Source organism: Clostridioides difficile ATCC 9689 = DSM 1296 (assembly GCF_001077535.1).
GTDB classification, from domain to species: domain Bacteria; phylum Bacillota; class Clostridia; order Peptostreptococcales; family Peptostreptococcaceae; genus Clostridioides; species Clostridioides difficile.
This window is the reverse complement of record NZ_CP011968.1, coordinates 3431361-3448650: the sequence shown is the minus strand read 5'-3', so window position 1 is coordinate 3448650 and position 17290 is coordinate 3431361. Positions and strand designations below refer to the sequence as shown.

At 28.3% G+C, this 17290-nt stretch carries 14 protein-coding genes, 1 pseudogene and 1 riboswitch; of the genes and pseudogenes, 11 read left to right on the top strand and 4 right to left on the bottom strand.

The features are described 5' to 3' along the window. The first annotated feature begins 54 nt into the window (after nucleotides 1-54). Entirely contained in the window at nucleotides 55-1245 is a 1191-nt protein-coding gene (locus CDIF1296T_RS16110; protein ID WP_009898208.1) for a M20 family metallopeptidase, read from the top strand. Between the two features lie 127 nt (nucleotides 1246-1372). Here the strand turns inward: CDIF1296T_RS16110 and CDIF1296T_RS16105 are convergent, their stop codons facing one another. Both CDIF1296T_RS16105 and CDIF1296T_RS16100 read right to left on the bottom strand, forming a co-directional pair. Then, nucleotides 1373-2701 (bottom strand): hypothetical protein, encoded by a 1329-nt coding sequence (locus CDIF1296T_RS16105; RefSeq protein ID WP_018112588.1) that lies wholly within the window; start codon nucleotides 2699-2701, stop codon nucleotides 1373-1375. A gap of 617 nt (nucleotides 2702-3318) precedes the next feature. Then, entirely contained in the window at nucleotides 3319-4533 is a 1215-nt protein-coding gene (locus CDIF1296T_RS16100) for a 6-phosphofructokinase (RefSeq protein ID WP_009898204.1), read from the bottom strand. Nucleotides 4534-4958: 425 nt separating this feature from the next. Here CDIF1296T_RS16100 and CDIF1296T_RS16095 point away from each other — a divergent pair, with 425 nt between their 5' ends. Further along, nucleotides 4959-5675 carry a ribulose-phosphate 3-epimerase gene (locus CDIF1296T_RS16095; protein ID WP_009891451.1) on the top strand — a complete coding sequence of 239 codons (717 nt, stop codon included), beginning with the start codon at nucleotides 4959-4961 and terminating at the stop codon, nucleotides 5673-5675. Nucleotides 5676-5809: 134 nt separating this feature from the next. Continuing rightward, nucleotides 5810-6436 (top strand): YitT family protein, encoded by a 627-nt coding sequence (locus CDIF1296T_RS16090; protein WP_003440008.1) that lies wholly within the window; start codon nucleotides 5810-5812, stop codon nucleotides 6434-6436. A gap of 199 nt (nucleotides 6437-6635) precedes the next feature. Here the strand turns inward: CDIF1296T_RS16090 and CDIF1296T_RS16085 are convergent, their stop codons facing one another. Further along, a complete protein-coding gene (locus CDIF1296T_RS16085) occupies nucleotides 6636-8180 on the bottom strand; it encodes a BglG family transcription antiterminator (protein ID WP_003440007.1) in 1545 nt (514 codons plus the stop codon). Between the two features lie 25 nt (nucleotides 8181-8205). Beyond that, the gene (locus tag CDIF1296T_RS16080; RefSeq protein WP_003440006.1) at nucleotides 8206-8847 is read right to left on the bottom strand and encodes a transaldolase family protein; all 642 of its coding nucleotides are present in this window, start codon (nucleotides 8845-8847) and stop codon (nucleotides 8206-8208) included. A 269-nt stretch (nucleotides 8848-9116) separates the two neighbouring features. On the opposite strand from CDIF1296T_RS16080, the gene CDIF1296T_RS16075 reads away from it, so the two are divergent. The 8 genes and pseudogenes from CDIF1296T_RS16075 to CDIF1296T_RS16040 all read left to right on the top strand — a co-directional run bounded on the left by CDIF1296T_RS16075 (nucleotide 9117) and on the right by CDIF1296T_RS16040 (nucleotide 16795). Next, complete coding sequence (locus tag CDIF1296T_RS16075; RefSeq protein WP_009898200.1) at nucleotides 9117-9311, top strand: iron-containing alcohol dehydrogenase; 195 nt, start codon at nucleotides 9117-9119, stop codon at nucleotides 9309-9311. A gap of 607 nt (nucleotides 9312-9918) precedes the next feature. Next, nucleotides 9919-11037, top strand: a complete 1119-nt coding sequence (gene tnpB / locus CDIF1296T_RS16065) for an IS200/IS605 family element RNA-guided endonuclease TnpB (RefSeq protein ID WP_041968755.1) — start codon at nucleotides 9919-9921, stop codon at nucleotides 11035-11037. A gap of 123 nt (nucleotides 11038-11160) precedes the next feature. Further along, a pseudogene (locus CDIF1296T_RS20230) lies at nucleotides 11161-11496 on the top strand (iron-containing alcohol dehydrogenase); the annotation flags it as partial. An 18-nt stretch (nucleotides 11497-11514) separates the two neighbouring features. Further along, nucleotides 11515-12114 carry a dehydroquinate synthase/iron-containing alcohol dehydrogenase family protein gene (locus tag CDIF1296T_RS20225; RefSeq protein WP_438939544.1) on the top strand — a complete coding sequence of 200 codons (600 nt, stop codon included), beginning with the start codon at nucleotides 11515-11517 and terminating at the stop codon, nucleotides 12112-12114. A gap of 12 nt (nucleotides 12115-12126) precedes the next feature. Continuing rightward, the gene (locus CDIF1296T_RS16055) at nucleotides 12127-12939 is read left to right on the top strand and encodes a Cof-type HAD-IIB family hydrolase (RefSeq protein ID WP_009898194.1); all 813 of its coding nucleotides are present in this window, start codon (nucleotides 12127-12129) and stop codon (nucleotides 12937-12939) included. A gap of 25 nt (nucleotides 12940-12964) precedes the next feature. Next, the gene (locus CDIF1296T_RS16050) at nucleotides 12965-13456 is read left to right on the top strand and encodes a PTS sugar transporter subunit IIA (RefSeq protein ID WP_003440003.1); all 492 of its coding nucleotides are present in this window, start codon (nucleotides 12965-12967) and stop codon (nucleotides 13454-13456) included. Nucleotides 13457-13719: 263 nt separating this feature from the next. Further along, nucleotides 13720-15123, top strand: a complete 1404-nt coding sequence (locus CDIF1296T_RS16045) for a M20 family metallopeptidase (protein ID WP_009898191.1) — start codon at nucleotides 13720-13722, stop codon at nucleotides 15121-15123. Nucleotides 15124-15142: 19 nt separating this feature from the next. Next, entirely contained in the window at nucleotides 15143-16795 is a 1653-nt protein-coding gene (locus tag CDIF1296T_RS16040; protein ID WP_021361063.1) for a PTS transporter subunit EIIC, read from the top strand. Between the two features lie 271 nt (nucleotides 16796-17066). Beyond that, a riboswitch (Lysine riboswitch) is annotated at nucleotides 17067-17246 on the top strand. Nucleotides 17247-17290 lie beyond the last annotated feature (44 nt).

The following is a 17290-nucleotide window of genomic DNA, read 5'->3' as shown; positions in this document are numbered from 1 at the left end:
TCATTACTAAAAGAAAGTGAGATTTTGCTGACTATCTGATTAGGAGGAAGGAATATGAAAAATTTTTTTAAAGAAGCGCAGTCAATAGAAGGGGAAATTATTAGATGGAGAAGGTATTTACATGAAAATCCCGAAATTGGTTGCAATCTACCGAAAACAGTAACCTTTGTTACCAGTACTTTAGAAAAAATGGGATATTCTCCGAAATTGACGTCTAATAATGGAATAGTAGCTGTTTTAGACAGTGAAAATGGTGGAAAGACCTTATTATTAAGGGCAGATATGGATGCACTTCCTATTATGGAGGAGACGGATTTACCTTTTAAAAGTAAGAATAAAGATGCATCTCATAGTTGTGGACACGATAATCACACAGCAATGCTCTTAGGAGCAGCTAAAATACTTATGGATAATAAGCACTTACTTAAAGGTAGAGTAAAGTTTGTATTTGAACCAGATGAAGAGACTACCAGAGGTGCAAAATCAATGATTGATGATGGTATATTAGAAAATCCTCAGGTCGATGCAGCTATGGCATTTCACAGTATGGTGGGTAAATTTCTTAACACAGGTCAAGTAGCTTATTCACGTGGTCCAGCTATGGCATCTGCGGATATATTTGAAATAACAGTAGAAGGAAAAGCAACTCATGGAGCAAGCCCTGAATTTGGAGTGGACCCAATAAACATAATGTCGCATATACAAATAGCATTAAACACTATACTTTCAAGAGAAAAACCTCAGAAAGAACCTGTAGTTTTAACTATTGGTATGTTTAATGCAGGAAACGTACCAAATGCTATACCAAATAAAGCATCTATGTCAGGAACTTTAAGAACATTTGACCAATTTGTTAGAGAAAAATTAAAAAATAGAATTATTGAAATATCTACAGGAATAGCTAAATCATTTGGAGGAAATGCTAAAGTGGAATTTAAAATGGGGACTCCTGCAGTTATAAATGATTTGGATGTAGGAGATGAGATTGTATCTTATGTTAAAGAAGTTATAGGAAATGAAAATGTAATAGACTTTCCATCTGCAATGGGTTCAGAAGATTTTTCAGAGATTTTACTAAGGGTTCCAGGAGTATTTTTATGGATTGGAATGGGAAGTATTAGTCAGGGATATAATTTTGGTATGCATAATCCTAAAGCAATTTTTAATGAAGAGGGATTAGTTTATGGTTCAGCTTTATTTGCTCATTGTGCAGTAAAATGGTTAGAAAATAATTTTAGTAGATAATAACATAAAATATTATTAAATATCATAAAAGGTATATCTTAAAAAGATGCAAAGATATACCTTTTAGAAAGTCATATATAATTTTACTTAATATTAGATGATAAAATATTTTTATGCATTTTGGATTTTAATATTTATTTTCTGATATAAATAATTTGTATACCCTTTCAGGTCTACCTTTTGTTGAGTTTTGTTTTTCATATAATATAGTAGCGTTTCCAGACTTTAAGAGACTACTTAGAAATCTATTAGCAGTTCTAACTGTTACATTTAAACATGAAGATAATTCCTTAGGAGTAACTTCATCTCTTTGTAGAATTTCAGTAACAGATATAATCTTTTGAATAGTAAGAGTAGACAATTTAGAACTTTTGGCAATTGTATTTATATGTGGAGTTACTTTATTTGAAACAGTAAGTAACTTATCACACAGTAAAGGTCCTATTGTCTCATAATTTTCGTTAACTAAGAAACTGTAATTTAAAGGATTTATTTTAGATTCCTTATTAGCACTTATGGCACTAGACATAGCTTGCTTTATATCATTACCAATTCCATATCCAACACATACTTTAATATTTGTACTATTTTCAATAGATTCTTTTATATAACATGCAGTAAAATTTTTAGTTAATGATTTAATCGTTTCACATTTAGTGAAAATTTTAAAAGAATTACTATTTTTTTCAATTATAAAATCGGTTAATTTATCTTTTTTAATACTATTTAATATTTTATAAACTTGGTCTAGAGTAGAGTCATCATAATTTGTATCTTTAACTGTTATATATATTACACTTGGTTGATTTCCCTTCATTCTATGTAAATGAATATCTTTTATTAAGTTATTAAAAGTATTTTTTAATAAATCTATATCAGGGTATATGAAATGAAAGTTTACTCCTGCATTTTGTAACATAGGAACAATACTACTAAAACGAGTAGTAGAAAAATCGATTTTCCCTTCATTCCATAGATTAATATGTTTTTTTGCAATCTTTTTTTCAAGTTTTGCTATGTCAGATAAACTCATTTTAGATGCATTTTCATCAATACTATCCATTAAGTCTCCAAATGTGCCATTTGATAAATAATATGATATATCTTTTGGATTATCTGCCCAGTCTGTTAAGTCAAAGTATGCTCTGGAAAAATCTAATGTATTATATTTAAAGATAAGCTTTAGAAACATATCATAGTAACTTTGTAAGTCAGTACCAAAATCAACTAGAGGTTTTTTTATAGTTCCAGCCTTTTTTGTAATAGCTTTTTTGGGGATAGGGCCACTAACTGCAAATCCATCAAACCTATCTTCTATTTCTAAATATAAATCTCCAACATGAGAAAAATCTCTATAGATATATATTTTAATTTCTGCATTAATATTTAACTTTTTTATAGAATTATCTACAAACTCTTTTAAAAATTCGGTTGTTATGACTGCTATTTTCATCATAGATTACTTCCTTTTCAATTATTATAATTATTTTATATTAAATATTACATTAATCTATTGTTCTAGTTAAAATCGTATTTCAATTAAATTCAATTAAAATAAATAACTCTTTATAAAAAGCAATTATTTAGGTAGAGGAATATTTGCTAACTTTAATAGTCTTTGTTAACTTTAATTTTATTTAAGTTATTATAGTCTTACTAATTTTATAATTGTAGACTTAACTACTTTATGTTCTTTTATTGTTTATGTAGTTGATTTAGAAGTTATTTTAACCATTTATTTTAATTGAAGTTGTTTGATTTTTAAATCCTTTGTGTAATCTTTGTTTTTCTAGCCATGATAAAAGTATTTCTATTTGTATCACTATATATAATAATATCATGACAAAATATTTATTGTCTAACTAATTATAATCTATCCAAAATGAAAATGGGTGTGAGATATTATTACAACAAATTGTATTAGTATTAAAAAGATTAAAAAATTAAAAAACTAAACAGTTAAATAATTAAACGATTAAGTGACTGTCATATAACAATTTATAATTTTATTTAACAGCCACTTAGGTATTTAAGAGCGATAGAATTGAGTGTATATCAAATTATAATAATTTCCTAGTAAATAATTGAAAAATAAGGTAGTCCATTTTTATATTTGATATCTGGTTTACCTTGAATAAGTGGATATAGATAATTTAGGGCTTCATCAGTTATATAATTACATTCTTCATTTATCCACTCTTTAGGAAAATATTTTGTCTTGTTAGCTATTTTAGAAATATCAGTATGACTAACTTCATACTTATAAGGATTATTGCATGTTCTATTAATGATAGCCATAACTCCTGTATATCCTTTTTTAGATAGTTCTATCCCATATGCACCAACTTCAGCTGCTTGTTTTAAATCAGTATATGAAGCTAAATGCATAGCACATCTTTGTATTACACCAAGTTCTAAGGTTTTTACTCTTGTTGTAATTGATGATGATACTATAAGATTCTTTAGATAGTTGCTTACTCCACCTAATTGGGAATGACCAAATTTATCATGAGCAGAAGTTTTTTGTTCGCATATAAAGTTGCCGTATTTATCCCTTATACCTTCTGATGCAACTATATAAGCCTTATTTTTTTCTTTAAATATTTTTCTAACATCTTCTATAAACTTATCTTCATAGAAATCAATTTCTGGAAGGTATATTAAATCAACAAGTGGAGTATCATTAAGTCTAGCTAGTGAAGAAGAAGCTGCTAACCATCCAGTATCTCTACCCATAGTTTCTACTATAAATATACCATTATTTTTGTATATAGAAAAATCTAAGTATGTTTCCATTATTAGTGTAGAAATAAGCTTTGCAGCAGAACCAAATCCAGGACAGTTGTCAGTTCCTAATAAATCATTATCTATTGTTTTAGGAATACCTATAAATTTTATTTTACAAGTAGTGTTTTTGCAGTATTGAGAAAATTTCATCACTGTGTCCATAGAATCATTTCCGCCTATATAAAATAATGTATCTATTTCATATTCATCTAGTATATTTATAACCCTATCATAATCATAAGAATTTATTTTATAATCAGCCAGTTTGTATCTACAAGAACCAAGACCAGACGAAGGTGTTTGCTTTAAATTTAATACATTATCTTTGTTTAAGGAGTCTGAATCTATTATATTTTTGTTTAATATACCTTCAATCCCATTGATACCAAAATATACTTTATCAAAGTATTTAGTTTCTAAATTTTTTTCATAAATACCAACTGCAGAAGCATTGATAACAGCTGTAGGGCCTCCAGATTGGGCAATAATACAGTTTCTCATTTTACATCTCCCTTTCATTAATATTGTTATGAATGGTACTTTTTATCGAGTAAATTTATATTTATAGTCTGATTATATATTAAATGAACTAGCTATATCAATTGAGTTAGTATAGACAATAAATGCCATAAGAATGTGGTAAAAAACTAACTTTTTATATACAATTAATGTCTATAATTTACCACAATATAAAGGTACTTTTAAGGAGTAGTCAAAGTGTTGTGAAAAAAAATATATCAGTGTAATATTAATTTACAAAGCAAAATAAGTTCACAGTTAACAAAAGCAGAATAAGTTCATAAAAGAAATATATACAGCAATAAAAGTAATGCTAAATAAAAGTAATACTGGATTAAAAAATATTAAAAAAATATCAAAAACTAATATTTAATACTAATTAAAGTAAAATATGGAGGTATACAAATATGAAACACATAAAAATAGCAGCAGGATTAGCACATGTAAATTACGGTCATATATCAGCCGTAGTTAAAGAAGCAATGGATGCAGGTGTAGACTACGTACATTCAGATGCAGCAGATATGCATGACTTAAAAAATATGCAACTTATGGGTGGTCATCAAATAATAGAAGCAATAAGACCAGTGACAGATAAACCAATAGAATGCCATATATACACAAGAGATTGTGATAGATTATTTATAGAAAAAATAGCAGCAGCAGGATGTAACTTGTTGATAATACCAGCAGAACATTTTTTAGGTGCTCCTCTTGCATACATAATAAATTACTGTAGAGAATTTGGTATGAAAGTAGGATTAACAATTGGATGTTACACACCATTATGTTTTGTTGATGAAGCTATATATGATATAGATAGATTGCAAATAGTCGTTCATGGTGTTGATGAAACTGATGGAAAAGATAACTGGGGATGGAGAAAGAGTGCTGTTGATTTAGTAAAAAGAGCTAGAAAAATGATAGACGAAAAGAATCCTAAGTGTGAATTAGCAATAGATGGTGGACTAAGAGCAGACAATATGGAGCCATTAATAGAATGTAATCCAGACGTTGTAATATTATCTTCAGCAATATTCAAGGATAAAGATGGTATAACAGCAGGTGTTAAGAATTGTAGAAAAGCTATAGATGAAGCAGCTACAAAGTTTGGTTTAGAATAAGATAATAAACTATGATAAAAGAGATGCTTTCTTAATGTTTTAAGGAAGCATTAATTTTATGAAAAACTACAGGAAGCTAGACTAATTTAATTGATTTTTTATACTGAAACAATATAATCATAGGAGGTTATTAAATGAAAAAAGAAATGATAAAAGATTATTTACTGATAACAATATCAGCATTTTTAATGGCATTAGCAGTTAATTTTTTCTTTGCAGAACATACATTAGCTCCAGGAGGGATAACAGGATTATCAGTCGTACTTAGCACATTCTTATCAATGCCTGTTGAGAATATATCATTAGGAATATCTATGCCACTTTTAGTAATGGGATTATTATTTTTAGGGAAAGGTTTTGGAATAAAAACATTATATATAACTCTTATGGGCCCATTATTCTTAAAAGTAATACCACAAACTCACATAACTGACAATCTATTAGTAGCAGGAGTGATAGGTGGGTTATTGGTAGGAACTGCTATAGGGATAGCAATAATAAGGGGCTGTAGTACTGGTGGAACTGATTTAGTTGCAATGCTTATTAATAAGGTAATTAAGTTTCTGAAGTTGCCAGTTATATTATTTATGCTAGATGGATTTATAATAGTAGCGTCTGGAATAATAAGTAAGAATTTTATGATATCTATATATTCATTGATATCTTTATTACTCATAATAAAAACAATAGGATTTGTAACTACAAAGTTTGGTAAGAATACTGAAGAAATTAATAATATAAATAATGCTTGTGCTCAATAAAAATAATAAAATTTACTTTAAATATAAAAGTTTAAAAAATATAAAAGCTTAAATAAAAAGATTAAATATAAAAAATGAAGGTGTCTCAAAATGAATTTTTTAGTTCATGAGGCACTTTTTCTATGAAATCAAATATATTTTTATCATTTGGACAATGAAAAATAGGTTTATCTCTATGTTGAGACAAGCCTATTTTTGTTTATTTATAAGATAATATTTTATTTTTTTCAGAATATAGTTTTTTTATAATTGTACTAAGTCTAGAAATATCATTCTTACTTAAAAGAGCATTTATATTTATCAGTTCAGCATTATGTTCAAAGTCTACAGGAGCAGTAGTTAGTATTAAGTCCACATCATCAAAGTTCGTAAATGAAATAGAAGATAGAGGTATAGATTTAACTATATTAATCTGATTAAATTCAAAACTTAACTTTTGGACTAATAAATTAGATACACCATCACTACAGTGACATATTAAAATAGTATTTAGGGGAGATTTGCTTCTATCTATTGCTGATATTAAATATAAAGCAAGATATCCTATTTCGTCATCATTGACTTCATAATTCATCAACTGTTTGATAACAGTATTAGACTCTTTAGCAGCCTTATAAGTATAAGGAAATGTTCTCTTTATATCATTTAATATGGGATTTGTAATAGTAAACCCATAGTTTATTCTGTGTAGAACTGATTTAAGGTGATTAGCAAGAGACTTTATTAATATTAAATCATCCTTTAAGTTTAAGTTTAGTATACTTCCCCAATGAACAGCTATTGCTTCAGATAGATTATACTCTGTAATTTCTTCATTTTTAAGAGGTTCAAGAGTAGTAGTTTTCTTTATTGATTTAAGTAATCCTTCTATATGAAGAAGGATATAACAGACCTCTTCATCAATAAATTCTACGTCAAAAGCTTCACTTAGGTTAGCACATAAAATTTTTGATTTTTCAAAGTATTCATGTTCTAATAATTCTCTAAAAAAACCTTCAGATAAGTTAATATATCTTTTAATTGAAATTCTTTTAATACATATAGCTATATGTATTAAGAAGTTTATATAATACTCATCACTAAGGTTACTTTTTTCTACTTGTAAGGTGTGTAGAGTGATTTGAGATAATTTCTCAAAATCATAGTTAAATAGTTCCTTAAATATTTTTGTTGATGGGGTATCTTTACATTCATTAGATTTCGAGAATAATATTTCTTTAAGTTCAGTATAACTTTTATTAACCGTAGCAAGTTCAAAAATTGCTTTTCGAATATCTTTCTCTTTTCCCTCTAAATATACTCCATTATTGGTTTTTCTAACTAGAGTCACTTTAAAGTTTTGCAAAAAATTTTGAATAACTACCAAGTCTTTATGCACAGTAGCTCTACTAACATGTAGTTCATTGCAAATATCACGAATCCTAAACTTAGAATTTTTAATAAATAATTTACTTAGAATATACCTTTTTCTATCTTCAGGAGAGTATGCATATATACAATTTGATTTATCATTGATATCTCTAATAACTTTAAGTTTTATATCTTCATTACCTAGAATAATAACCCCTGAACCAGTTTTTTTATCTAGGGATAAATTAAACTCTAAAAGCCATTCATCTAAAATAACAAGGTCATTACGAATAGTTTTATTACTAACTTTTAATTCTTCGGCAATAGTATCTACAGTAATATAGTCTGAGCTGTTGAGTAATAATTCAGCAATATCTAATAATCTTTTGTTCAATGCAAACCCTCCTAAATCTTAGTTACTATTTATTAACCTTGGACCAATCTCTTTCAAAAGTATTGGCACCATCTATTGTGAGCTGGTTAAAAGAAGCTTTTTTAAATAAATCATATGTTACAGCTGCATAATCACATCCACAAAGAGATGCTTGAGTTAAGTGGAATACATTTTTAATAGAAGCTGCAACAACTTTAGTATTATATCCATTTATTGATATAAGGTTACATATTTCTGTAAGGTTTTTTATACCATCATTCCCATTTTCATCATTTCTACCTATAAAAGGGAATAGGTAATCAGCACCTGCATTTATAGCTAATGATGCTTGATTTACATTGAAAATCAAGGTACATGCAGTTTTTACACCTTTACTATTTAATATGTTTATAAGTTCTAAGCCAACTTCAGAGAAATTTATTTTTATTATAGTGTTTTTATTTATATTTAATATCTTATCACATGAATTAATTAATTCGTATAAATTATTTCCAATGACTTCAGCAGTTAATATTTCTGGATTTAAATTAGCACATGTCTCAATAAATTCATGGAAGTTTACTTTCTCTTTAAGATACATAGATGGATTAGCTGTTATTCCCTTAAATCCATACTTTAAACACTTTTGAATTTCATCAAGATTAGCACTGTCTATCAAATATTTCATAATTTAATTCTCCTTTAAGCTATTTGTCATAAAAAAGTGTATATACTCTATTTTTATTATTAAGTCAATTATACAATAAGATTGATTATAAAATTATAACATGGGTACTTAATAAAATTTACATAATGATATGGTAATAATAAAACATTTATTGTCTAATAATTGCCATAAGCTTTAGTAAATAAGAGTTAACAGTGAAGGTATTGCCTTAAAAATCCTATGATATGTATAATTTGAATATGAAGGCAATAATTTAAGGGAGGAAAAATATGATTAACTTTTATCAACCATCAAGAATAAATTTTGGACAAGGAACTTTAAGTGAATTACCTAGAATAATAGGAAAATATGGAAAGAAATGTTTGTTAGTTACTACTCCAAATGTAGAGCCATTAGACAAGTTATATAAAAGAGTTACATTGAATTTAATAGAAAAAGGTATAGAAGTTGTACACTTTGATTAAAAAATAGCTACGCACACTCGTGACTTTAGTCATGAGTTAATAGCTAAAATAGTCAGCATATAGGGAAACCTATATGTAGAGATAGGATAGAACCTATCCAATACTACTTGAATTGCTGGAAACCCCTAAAGCTAACCAAACTAAAACATAAGGATGAAATAAACCTAAGTGTGAAAGTTACGAAAGTAGAAAAAATTGGTTAGATGGTATAAGGTTAAATCCTAAGTACTTTAAAATGGGCAATCAGCAGGTAAGCTCCGAATAGGAGAAACTTCAACGACTATTCCTCTTGAGGGAAGTACACTACAAGTTATCGGTAGTGGAAGTGGGTAGACCTTAACGGATAATGCCGAAGGATAAGATATAGTCTGTGCTTGCATGAAAGTGTAAGAAGTTCATAAGAGAACTGCATAGGTAGTAGCGAACTTATGTGAACGACAACCTCAAAAATGATAAAAGTTAAGACTTACGGTTCTTAAATATGTTATTTAAAATTAAATATAAAACCTTCTAAATAATTGTTTTAAATAATTACATTTGTTAATATTATGATAGGTGATTAATATTAAAATCATTAAAAAGTGTATCAAAAAACAATTAAAGTGAGGTGATAGCAGTGAAAAAAGCTTATAAGTTTAGAATGTATCCAAATAAAAAACAACAAGAGTTAATTAACAAAACTTTTGGATGTTGTAGATTTGTATATAATAAGTATCTTGCTAAAAGAATAGAAGTTTATAAAAACGATAAAGAAACTTTTACTTATAAACAGTGTAGTTCTGATTTGACCAATTTAAAAAAAGAATTAAATTGGCTTAAAGAACCTGACAAATTTTCACTACAAAACGCCTTAAAAGATTTAGATAATGCATATAAAAAATTCTTTAAAGAAAAAGCAGGATTTCCTAAATTTAAATCAAAGAAAATTAATAGATTTTCATATAAAACTAACTTTACAAATGGAAACATTATGTATTGTGGTCAATATATAAAACTACCTAAACTTGGTATGGTTAAGATAAGGGATAAACAAGTACCTCAAGGTAGAATACTTAATGCTACTATATCTAAAGAACCAAGTGGTAGATATTATGTATCATTATGCTGTACTGATGTAGATATTGAAGCATTTGAAAATACTAATAATCATATAGGTTTAGATTTAGGAATTAAAGAATTTTGTATCTCAAGTTGTGGAGAATTTATAGAAAATCCTAAGTATCTTAAGAAGTCATTAAACAAGCTTGCTAAATTACAAAGAGAATTATCGAGAAAGACAATCGGTAGTTTAAATAGAAATAAAGCAAGATTAAAAGTTGCAAGACTTCAAGAACATATAGCTAATCAAAGAAATGATTTTCTACAAAAACTATCTACTAAATTAATAAAAGAGAATGATATTATTTGCATAGAAGATTTACAAGTAAAGAATATGATTAGAAATCGTAAACTATCTCGCTTAATTTCTGATGTATCATGGTCAGAGTTTATTCGTCAATTAGAATACAAGGCTAATTGGCATGGTAGACAAATTGTAAAGGTAGGTAAATTCTTTGCAAGTTCACAAATATGCAATAAATGTGGGTATAAAAACGAGGAAGTGAAGGACTTAAATATAAGAGAATGGATTTGTCCTAGTTGTAATGAAACTCACGATAGAGATATAAATGCAAGTATAAATATATTAAAAGAAGGATTAAGAATAATAACAATTCAAAATAAATAACTTATGTAAGAACCGTAGGAACTACGGGGATGGCCTGTGGAGAATTAGTAAGACATATTTTAGTATGCAAAATTCTGTGAAGCAGGAACCCTGTGACTTTAGTCATGGGAGGTTCAGAGAGTAGAGCCAAACCCAACTGTAGAATTAATAAATGAAGGGTTTGAATTAGCTAAAAAAGAATCTGTAGATGTTGTTTTAGCTGTTGGAGGAGGTTCAAGTATAGATACTGCAAAAGTATTAGCATTGACTTTTGGTTTAGAAAAGATAGATTGGGATTATATGTTTAGTACATATACAAATCCATTTAAAATATACGATAAGGTAAGTGAAAAAGAATTACCATTAATAGCTGTATCAACTACTTCTGGAACAGGAAGCCAAGTTACACAAGCAGCAGTAATATCGAGAGGAAGCGAGAAAAATACAATATTTCATCAAAATTGTTTCTCAAAAGAATGTATAGTTGACCCAGAGCTTATGTTAACTCTGCCAGAGAGAATTACTGCATCAACAGCATTTGATGCTTTTACTCATGCATTTGAAAGTTATATAAATCCAAATGCTAATGATTTTACAGAGATAATGTCTGAAAAATCTATGGAATTAGTCATTAACTATCTACCTAAAGTAATGGAAGATAAAAATAATATAGAATACAGAACAAAGTTAGCAGTAGCAGATACATTAGGAGGAAATTCACTGGCAAATGCTGGAGCAGCAGCACCACATCCACTAAGTGAAATAATAGGAGGAGTTACACATATTCCTCATGGTGAGGCTTTGGCTATAGTGTTCCCAAAATTTGCAGAAAAGTTCTATAAGGATAATATAGAGAAATTTGCCAAAGTAGCGAGAATGCTAAACCAAGAATTAGAAAAAGTGGAAGATGATGAAGCAGCTAAAACTTTAGGAAATGAAATAGAAAGTTTTTTAAAGAGAGTGGGACTTAAGACAAAAATGTCTGAGTTTAATGTAACAAAGGAACAATTAGAACAAATAACAAGCTGTCCAGTTTTAGGATTTTTACCTTTTGGAAAGAAAGAAGACCTTGTTGAAATATTAGAAAAATCTTACTAGGATGTGATACAAATGCGATATAAATTAATTTGTACTGATATGGATGGTACTTTGATGGGTAAAGGATTTGAAGTATCAGAAGAAAATATTAAAGCACTAAAAGAAGTCATGGAAAAGGGTATCAAGGTAGCCTTAGTTACGGGAAGACCTTATAATGCTATGAAATATTTTACAAGTGTTTTAGGGGATGATATATATATTATATCAACTAATGGGACATATTTTAAATTACTGGGATATGAGTATAAGAAGGTTTTGAGCAAAGAAGCTCTAAAGAAAATCTATACAATAGGTGAAAAGTATAATTTAAACAAACATTTTAAAGGCTGTAAAATAGTTATATCCAACAATGAAATAGGTGAAGAACATCCATATAGATTAATAAATAGTAAAAATAAAGAAGAAGACAGAATTGAAATAATAGAAAATGCAAGTTGTGAAACTTTATTAGAAAAAGCTGATAATGAAATTTTAAAATGTATACTTTTCTCAGAAAACGTAGATTCTTTGAGAGAAGCAAAGGAAGAATTTAAAAAACAAGAAGATTTAGAAGTAGTAAGTTCTGGAAAGATAAATTTTGAAGTTATGAGCAAAGGTACTTCAAAAGGTATTGCAGTTAAAAAATTTTGTGATATATTAGGTATAGATAGCGAAGAAGTTATTTGTATAGGTGATAATGAAAATGATATATCCATGATTAAATTTGCAGGTCTTGGTATTGCTATGGGAAATGCTACAGATGAAGTAAAATCTATGGCAGATTTTGTAACTGATACTAATGTAAATGATGGTGTAGCAAAAGCTTTAAGAAAAATATTATCATAAAATTTTATAATGTGGAGAGTGTGTTATGTTTAATATATTTAAGAAAAAAGAAAATAAGATTGAGAAAATATATAGCCCTTTTAAGGGAAATTTAGTGAACTTAGAAGATGTTCCAGATGCAGTTTTTGCCCAAAAGATGATGGGAGATGGAGTAGCAATAATACCAAGTGAAGGTAAGTTATATTCTCCTGTTGATGGTGAAATAGTCAATGTATTTGATACAAAGCATGCAATAATGATTAAGAGTAATGATAATACAAATATATTAATACATGTAGGTTTAGAGACAATGTCACTAGAAGGAAAGCCGTTTGATGTTAAGGTAAAGGCAGGAGATAAGGTAAAAGCTAAAGATTTAATAATGGAAGTAGATTTAGATTTTATAACGTCAAATGATTTAAATATAATAACTCCTGTAGTTATAATGGATGATGCTGATTCTGTTAAGAGAACAGTAAAAGATAGGATAGAACCTGGAAATGTAGATATTAATAGCATAATAATGGAAGTTGAATAGATATAAGAAGGTGTAGCTAAGGCTACATCTTTTTTTATGTATTTTTGGAATAAACTTACATTAAAAAAGACGTAATAGATAAGTTAAAATATTAGTAATAGATATAGTATGATTTTGTCATAATCTGTTGATTGTTTACCGTATCATTATGGTAACTTAGAGAAGTATTTGAAATATTGAAAAAATAATATTCAAAATTTATAATGTAGATATGAACTGAAATGCTTTGTAAAATTAATATAAAGGGGTGATAAATAATTAAGATGATAGTAAACAAAGAACTAATTATTGATTATTTAAAATCCAATCAAGAAAATATCATAAATGATATTAGAAGTTTAGTTGAAATACCTTCAATTAGAGATGAAAGTACAACAGATATAAATCAACCATTTGGGATAGAAATAAGAAATGCCTTCGATAAGCTTATTCAAATAGCAAAAGACAAAGATTTTGTTGTAAAAGACTTTGATGGATATGCAATTCATATAGAATATGGAGAAGGAGAAGAAGTAGTAGGGGTGCTTAATCATATAGATGTGGTGCCAATATATAATAAAGAACTTTGGAAGAGTAAACCTTTTAAAGTATGTCAAAAAGATAACTATCTTTATGGTAGAGGAGTTAATGACAACAAAGGACCTTTGATAGGGATTTTATATGCATTACTTTTCTTAAGAGAACTTAATGAAAAGCCGAAGAGAAAGATTAGGTTGATAGTGGGTGGAGCTGAAGAGACGACTTGGGAATGTATGGAGCATTACTTTAGTGTCAATGAACAGCCAAAATTTGCATTTTCTCCAGATGGAAACTTCCCAATAGTAAATGGAGAAAAAGGTATTTTATACTTCAATCTAAGAAAGAAAATAGATAAAGATAAATTTAGAAATCACAATTTAGTTGATATAAAGTCAAACAAAGAAGATGGATTTGTATGTGACAAAATTGAGGCTGTTTTTAAAACTAATGATAAGAAAGATTTAGTAGAATCATTAGCTTATTATACAGAGATAGAAGAACTAGAAGAAGGTAAAGTATTAGTAAGATATACAGGAGAAAGGGCTTTATCGAGAAATCCACACAGGTCATATAACTGTGCATTTAGTTTAGCAAAAGATTTAGAGAAAATTAAAAAATTAAATGATAAAGGCGTTATAATAAGGGATATTTTAAATTCATACTTTACAGATGATAATCATGGAAAAAAATTAGGGATATATAAAGAAGATGTAGATATGGGAGTTTCTACAATATGTATAATGAGTATCTTCTTAGAGAAAAATGAATTGAATATGAAAATAGACTTTAGATATCCTAAGGGTATAAGTTGGGAGTTTATAACTAATAGAATTAATGAAATTGGAAAAAAAGAAAATTTAATAGTTGATATATATAAGGATTTAAAATTACTGTATGTAAAACCAGATAGTGAATTAATAAATAAATTATCAAGTGCATATAAACAAGGTTTTGGAAAAGAAGCCGAACTTTTTACAAAAGGAGCTGCATCTTATGCAAGAGTGTTAAAAAATGGAGTTGCATTTGGACCCACAATAGAGGGGGATAATCCAAATTCACATCAGGCAAATGAAAATATAAGTATAGATACATTATACAAAGCAATAGAAGTATATATATATGCATTATATAGCCTGGCATTTCAATAAAAATGGAGGAAATAATACTATGAAGGATAAATTACAAGTACTTTCTGGAGCAATGATGATACCTGTTATATTACTTGTTGTAGCAGGAGTATTTATAGGATTAGGGTCAGCTTTTGCAAATATGGAAAACGTTTCTGCATTAGGGCTTAGCGGACTAATAAAAGAAGGGTCATTTATAAATGTATTCTTTAAAGTAATAAACGATTTAGGATTTATGGTAATGAGATATTTACCAATATTCTTTGTTACAGGTATAGCCTTTGGATTATCTAAAAAGGAAAAAGGATGGGGTGCATTAGGAGGAATTGTTTTATTTATAGGAATGCACACAGTTATAAGTACATTGTTAGCAGCAAATGGTATAAATTCAGATACAGTTACAGCAGAAGCGTTTATGGCATCTGGATTAGGAGAGGCAGAAGCATATAGTCGAAGTTCTTTATATGGTTCTTTCTTAGGAATCTTTTCATATGATTGTAGTATATTTGGAGCTATAATAGCTGGATTTGTAGCTAGTGCAGTACATAACAAATTTGTTGACATAGAACTTCCTAGTGCATTATCTTTTTTCTCAGGTCCAAGATTTTCAATGATTATGATGTTTATAGCATCAATAGTATTGGGTACAGCAATGTACCTTATATGGCCACCAGTAGGGTTGGCATTATCTAAACTTGGTAATTGGATAGGTTCTAGTGGATTATTAGGAACATTTACTTTTGGAGCAATGGATAAAGCATTATTACCATTTGGTATACATCACTTAATTGCATTCCCTATAGAATATACAAGAGTAGGTGGAACAATGGAAGTAGGTGGAGCAATTTACGAGGGTGTTAATAATATAAGATTAGCTCAAATGGGAGACCCAGATACACTATCTTATATAACTCGTAACTTCACAACAGGTCGTTTATTAATACATTTTGCAATATTACCAGCAGCAGCTTTAGCTATGTATAAGTTGGCTGATAATGCTAATAAGAAAAAAGCAATAAGTATATTGATACCAGCAATAGTAACAGCCATGTTGGTAGGGGTAACGGAACCAATAGAGTATACATTCCTATTTGTTGCACCATTATTGTATTTTGTAGCATATGTACCACTGGCAGGATTGACGTATGTATTTACAGAAATGTTCAATGTTTCTATAATGGGAGAATCATTTAGAAATATGTTTCCTAATTTATTACAACCACAAAAAGTGGATGCGTTACCATTATTATTTTTGATACCAATATTTTTTATAGTTACTTATATAATATTTACATGGGCAATCAAGAAGTTTGATATAAAAACACCAGGAAGAAGTTCAGAAGAAGTTAAGCTTTATAGTAAGAAAGAATATAGAGAAAGACAATCTGTAGATGCTGGTAAAACAGCATACAACAATGCAGTAGAAGAGGAAGTAGATGATAAAGATACAAAGCTTGTACATTCTATAATAGAAGGTTTAGGAGGAAGTAATAATATAAAAAATGTTACAAACTGTGCAACTAGACTTAGGGTAGAGCTAAATTCAATTGATGGATTCTATGAAGATGGCTTCTGGGTAAATGAATTGGGTGCAAGTGGAGTTGTTAAAAAGAAAAACTCAGTTCAAGTTATATTTGGTCCACGAGTTATTACAATAGCATCAAAGCTTAAAGCTGTACTTGGAGTAGATTAATGTATATAAAGCTATGTAAATTGATAAGTTTACATAGCTTTTATTTTTTATTATAAAGGTATTATAATAATTTAAAATTTGTGGAAAGTTTGTGTGTATTTAAAATATACTACAGTATTTAAATTATATGGAGAAAAAATTATTTGTGAAAAATGGAATGAAATCATAAAGTAAGAATTATTATACTGAAAATATTTACAATCTCGACATATTATGCTACAATTACTTTGAATTAATAAAAATTAATAAGAATTACCTCATCTAACAAACAGATTGAGGTAGAGGTTGCATTTACTAAGATTAATATTGAAGAGGTTGGAAACCAATGAGGCAATATAAAAGGAGTAAGTGCCGAAGTGCTAGTGTCCGAAGCTAGTGCTGGGACTGTATTTAATAGGTACAGTACTGTCATCAAAATTATCCCGAATTTTGATGGAGAGCTATCTTAAACAAGATAAAGGGAAGATGCAGGTATGTTGTATTTAGCACATTTAG

What these genes read in the sequence shown, in the direction of transcription:
- CDIF1296T_RS16110 (WP_009898208.1), top strand. Translation starts at nt 55, where the DNA reads ATGAAAAATTTTTTTAAAGAAGCGCAGTCAATAGAAGGGGAAATTATT.
- CDIF1296T_RS16105 (WP_018112588.1), bottom strand. Translation starts at nt 2,701, where the DNA reads ATGATGAAAATAGCAGTCATAACAACCGAATTTTTAAAAGAGTTTGTA.
- CDIF1296T_RS16100 (WP_009898204.1), bottom strand. Translation starts at nt 4,533, where the DNA reads ATGAGAAACTGTATTATTGCCCAATCTGGAGGCCCTACAGCTGTTATC.
- CDIF1296T_RS16095 (WP_009891451.1), top strand. Translation starts at nt 4,959, where the DNA reads ATGAAACACATAAAAATAGCAGCAGGATTAGCACATGTAAATTACGGT.
- CDIF1296T_RS16090 (WP_003440008.1), top strand. Translation starts at nt 5,810, where the DNA reads ATGAAAAAAGAAATGATAAAAGATTATTTACTGATAACAATATCAGCA.
- CDIF1296T_RS16080 (WP_003440006.1), bottom strand. Translation starts at nt 8,847, where the DNA reads ATGAAATATTTGATAGACAGTGCTAATCTTGATGAAATTCAAAAGTGT.
- CDIF1296T_RS16075 (WP_009898200.1), top strand. Translation starts at nt 9,117, where the DNA reads ATGATTAACTTTTATCAACCATCAAGAATAAATTTTGGACAAGGAACT.
- CDIF1296T_RS20225 (WP_438939544.1), top strand. Translation starts at nt 11,515, where the DNA reads ATGTTAACTCTGCCAGAGAGAATTACTGCATCAACAGCATTTGATGCT.
- CDIF1296T_RS16055 (WP_009898194.1), top strand. Translation starts at nt 12,127, where the DNA reads ATGCGATATAAATTAATTTGTACTGATATGGATGGTACTTTGATGGGT.
- CDIF1296T_RS16050 (WP_003440003.1), top strand. Translation starts at nt 12,965, where the DNA reads ATGTTTAATATATTTAAGAAAAAAGAAAATAAGATTGAGAAAATATAT.
- CDIF1296T_RS16045 (WP_009898191.1), top strand. Translation starts at nt 13,720, where the DNA reads ATGATAGTAAACAAAGAACTAATTATTGATTATTTAAAATCCAATCAA.
- CDIF1296T_RS16040 (WP_021361063.1), top strand. Translation starts at nt 15,143, where the DNA reads ATGAAGGATAAATTACAAGTACTTTCTGGAGCAATGATGATACCTGTT.